Origin of the sequence: Paraburkholderia sp. NMBU_R16 (assembly GCF_013282575.1) — a bacterium.
GTDB lineage: Bacteria > Pseudomonadota > Gammaproteobacteria > Burkholderiales > Burkholderiaceae > Trinickia.
On sequence record NZ_JAAAYE010000135.1, the window covers coordinates 1 to 3,899 of the forward strand.

Annotated in this window: 3 pseudogenes; 2 read left to right on the forward strand and 1 reads right to left on the reverse strand. The window is 62.4% G+C overall.

The annotated features are described in order from the left end of the window. Positions 1-186 (forward strand): annotated as a pseudogene (locus GWC77_RS27115) (IS5/IS1182 family transposase); the annotation flags it as partial. 57 nt (positions 187-243) lie between these two features. Here the strand turns inward: GWC77_RS27115 and GWC77_RS27120 are convergent. After that, positions 244-2,324 (reverse strand): annotated as a pseudogene (locus tag GWC77_RS27120) (Tn3 family transposase); the annotation flags it as partial. 116 nt (positions 2,325-2,440) lie between these two features. Between GWC77_RS27120 and GWC77_RS27125 the strand changes: the two are divergent. Further along, positions 2,441-3,744, forward strand: a pseudogene (locus GWC77_RS27125) (IS256 family transposase); the annotation flags it as partial. Positions 3,745-3,899: the final 155 nt, after the last annotated feature.

Below are 3,899 nucleotides of genomic sequence, written 5' to 3' on the forward strand. Positions count from 1 at the left end.
GGTTACGGCCGGCGGGCGCTGGTGGAAACGACGATGGGGCGATACAAGGCACTGATCGGCCCGCGTCTGCGCACGCGTCATCCCGATGCGCAGCAGACTGAAACATCGATCGGTGTGGCGGTGCTCAACCGCATGCTGGCCGCCGCACGCCCGAACTCCGTGCGCTGTAAGGTTCATGCCGCATAACCTGTGGGGAAAGGGGCGCATTGCACACTGCTCCGCCTCCATGCACCAACGCCGCGATTATACGATGTCGGGCTCGCCGGGTATGGCGGCAGGATCGCTCGCCCCTTCGGCAGTTCGCAAGGGACGCCGAATCCGCGGATCCGTCCCCGGCAGCAGTCGCCGCGGCCTGAACTTGCCGGCCTGACGCTTGCGGTCCTGTTGCCAGACATAGTCGCCCGTCAGGTTGATGCGTTCCCAGCCAAGCGGTGACAAATACGGCAGCAGCGCGGCGTCGGCCGGTACGCCACGGGCGTGCATGGTCTGGACAGCCCGCTCGAGGTAAACGGTGTTCCACAGCACGATCGCGGCGGTAACGAGATTCAGGCCACTGGCCCGATAACGCTGCGCCTCAAAGCTACGATCGCGGATTTCGCCGAGGCGATAGAAGAACACCGAGCGCGCGAGCGCATTGCGGGCCTCGCCCTTGTTCAAGCCGGCATGAACACGACGGCGCAGTTCGACGTTCCGCAGCCAGTCGAGAATAAAGAGCGTGCGCTCAATACGGCCGATTTCGCGCAGTGCGACTGCCAGGCCGTTTTGTCGCAGGATAGCTGCCGAGCTTGCATAGCATCAGCGAGGCGGTGACCGTACCCTGCCGGATTGAGGTTGCCAGGCGCAGTACCTCATCCCAGTTTTTACGGATATGCTTTTCATTGTATGTTTCTCCGATCATTGCGGCGAGCGCAGGATAGTCCTTGGGATTGCCTGGGATATACAGCTTCATGTCGCTGAGGTCGCGGATACGCGGCGCGAACCGGAAGCCGAGCAGGGGCATAAGCGCGAAGACGTGATCGGTAAAGCCGTTGGTGTCGGTGTAGTGTTCCTGAATGCGCAGGTCCGATTCATGATAGAGCAGCCCGTCGAGCACGTAGGTCGAATCGCGCACGCCGACATTGACGAGGTTCGGATAGAACGGCGCGTACTGGTCGGAGATGTGCGTGTAGAACATGCGCCCGGGTTCGGCGCCGTATTTGGGATTCACGTGCCCGGTGCTTTCGGCCTTGCTGCCGGCGCGGAAACGCTGCCCGTCGGATGATGAGGTGGTGCCATCGCCCCAGTGGGCCGCGAACGGATGGGCGAACTGCGCGTTGACGAGCTCGGCCAGCGCCTGCGAGTACGTTTCGTCCCGGATGTGCCACGCCTGCAGCCACGACAGTTTCGCGTAGGTCGTGCCCGGGCAGGCTTCGGCCATCTTCGTCAGCCCGATTGATCGCATCGGCGAGAATGGTCGTGAGCAGCAACGTTTTATCCTTTGCGGTTTCTCCAGTCTTCAGATGCGTGAAGTGGCGGGTAAAGCCGGTCCACGAGTCGACCTCCATCAGCAGCTCGGTGATCTTCACGCGTGGCAGCATGGCCGACGTCTGGTCAATCAGCGTCTGGGCGGCCTCGGGTACTGCGGCATCGAGTGGCGTGATCTTCAGGCCTGATTCTGTGATGATGGCATCGGCAAGTCCGTTGGCTGCCGCGAGCCGGTTGACGGTTGCCAGCCGCTGCTCCAGCAGTTGCCGCCGATCGTTCAGATATCGGTCGCAGTCGGCGATGATGGGCAGCGGCAAGACATTGCCCTGCAGGATCGCCTGGAAATTCTCTGCCGGCAGCAGGTAGTCGTCAAAGTCCCTGAACTGGCGCGAACCCTGTACCCAGATGTCGCCCGAGCGTAGCGCGTTCTTCAGCTCGGCGAGCGCGCACAGTTCGTAGTAACGGCGATCGATGCCGCTCTCAGTCATCACGAGCGGTTTCCAGCGTGGCTCGACGAAGGCGGTGGGTGCGTCAGAAGGCATTTTGCGCACGCCGTCGTTGTCCATCGCGCGGATCGTATCGACGGCTTCAAGCACATCTGTCGCAGCAGGAGCGGCACGTAGTTTCAGGATGTCCAGGAAGGCCGGGACGTACCGGCGCAATGTCGCATAATGATCACCGATCTGATGCAGAAAATCGAACGCTTCGGGCTGTGCGAGCTGTTCGGCTTCGCTGACGCTTTTTGTGAAGGCCTCCCACGACATGACGGATTCGATCGCCTTGAACGCGTCACCGCCGTGTTCCTTGGCATCCAGCAGAGCCCGGCCCAGCTTCCCGTACAGTCTCACCTTGTCGTTGATGGGGCAATGTCCCGTGCGTAGTTGAAGGTTGAAGGCGGCGGTTCCCCGTTGGAAATCCGAGAGAATCGGGTTTCGACGACCAACTTCCCGGACAGGGAACCAAGGAGAACCGCCTCATGAAGCGTACCAAGAAGAAGCCCCAAAGCGCCAGCGCGCCGTTGCACGTGGTGCCCAAGCAAGACCCGGATGGGCTGCGCGCCTGTTTGGCCGAGAACAGTCAGCTCCTGTTGCCCATGCTCGATCTGATTCAGAACACCCGCGCCAGCATCGACGAGTTGATGCACGAAGCCGGCCGTAGCCTGGTCGAGCAACTGCTGGTGATCTCGGCGACGGAAGTGGCTGGCCAGAAGCATCCGGGCCGCAAAGGCGACGAGGTCCGCTGGCACGGCTCGCAGCCAGGCCAGATCGTGATGGACGAACGCAAATTGAAGGTGAAGCGCCCGCGCCTGCGGCGTCGTGGCGGCGGCGAAGTGCCGGTCCCCGTCTACGAACAATTGAACGGGAATCCGCGGCTCGCCGAGCGGGTGCACGAGATCATGGTCACGGGCGTGTCGACGCGCAAATATGCCAAGGTCCTGCCCGAGATGGCTGGCACCGTCGGCATCTCCAAGAGCAGCGTCTCGCGCCAGTTCATCAAGGCCAGCCAGGCGGCGCTCACCGAGCTGATGGGGCGGCGCTTCGATGGCAAGGACTTCCTGGCGATCTACCTGGACGGCATCATCGTCGACTCGCGTCACATCATCGCCGCCATCGGCGTGGACAGCCCCGGCGAGAAACACCTCCTAGGCCTCGCGAGCGGTTCGAGTGAGAACGCCCAGGTCGTCAAGGATCTGTTGCGCGCACTGATCGAGCGCGGCTTGCCTGCGGATCGCGAATACCTGTTCGTGATTGATGGTTCCAAGGCGCTGCGCTCGGCCATCGAGGAGTTCTTCGGCGAACGCGCCCACGTGTAGCGCTGCCGTGTGCACAAGCAGCGCAACGTCCTCGAACGCCTGCCCAAAGAGAGCGTTTCGCAAACCGCCGCGATCATGAAGGCGGCCTACAAGCTGCCGCCCGACGATGGCATCGCCAAGCTCAAGACGCATGCGGCGTGGCTCAAGGCCGACCATCCGGACGCCTCGGCCGCACTGCTCGAGGGGCTGGAGGAAACGTTCACGGTGAACAAGCTGGGCCTGACGCCAGCGCTCATGCGCGGCCTGTCGACGACCAACATCATCGAGAATCCGAACGGCGCGGTGCGCCGTGTCGCAGGGCGCGTGAAGCGCTATCGTGACGCCGACATGGCCTTGCGCTGGACGGCCGTGGGCTTCCTGGAAGCTGAGAAACACACTTCCGGAAAATCCTCGGCGTGAACGAGCTCTGGATTCTCGCTGCCGCCTTGAAACGATCGACCTCAAAACCGATTGACCACGATCGGCGTTGGTGCACGGATAGGCAAACGAAAGACGGGAGTAATAAAATCGCGGTCCGTCCTGCTGGAAGCCCATGCATGCCCCACAAGCACAACGCCGCGCGCCGGCATGACATCCCGAAGATGGCCCATCGGGTGACGAACTGGCCCGAGTATGAAGCGGG